The organism is Psychrobacter pasteurii (assembly GCF_900162815.1).
GTDB lineage: Bacteria > Pseudomonadota > Gammaproteobacteria > Pseudomonadales > Moraxellaceae > Psychrobacter > Psychrobacter pasteurii.
The window spans coordinates 1-578 of sequence record NZ_FUGD01000154.1; the positions used below are offsets into that span (position 1 = coordinate 1).

Consider the following 578-nt stretch of genomic DNA (forward strand, 5'->3'; position numbering starts at 1 on the left):
GAAGCTGACTGTGCTTATGCTCCATGTTATACCAATGAGTAAACCTAAGCACCCAAGCTCTCGCTTCATCAAGACTATTAAACCCATCTGTGGGCCAATCCGGGCGGTACTTGCACGTTTTAAACAGCGACTCAGCAAATGGATTGTCATTACTTACCCGAGGTCTACTATAAGAGGTCACCACCCCAAGCTCATAAGCTTTCATTCGCATCGTTTGTGCCTTCATCGGTGCCCCATTATCAGAATGTAGAACTAAGCCTGAATGCAAACACTTCTCTTTAATTAATGTACGCTGTAGAAGCTGTGCGGCAAGCTCTCCTGACTCATGATCGTACACTTCCCATCCCACAATCTTACGGCTATACACATCCTCAATCATATAAAGATAATAGAACTGACCTCGTACAGGACTTGGCAGGTATGTGATGTCCCAACAGAACACTTGGCATGGCCCTGTAGCAGTAAATGATTGCGGTTTACTACTGACTTTAGGAGCTAGGCTACGTCCTCTGTGGTTTAGCTGATTATGGGCTTTAAGTACACGGTAAAAGGTGGATTCTGAGGCATGATAGATACCT

1 protein-coding gene is annotated in these 578 nt (G+C 45.0%); it reads right to left on the bottom strand.

Annotated features, from left to right (window positions below):
- Positions 1-578 (bottom strand): DDE-type integrase/transposase/recombinase (locus tag A1232T_RS12810; protein WP_167367082.1); only part of this gene is annotated, 578 nt, incomplete at both ends.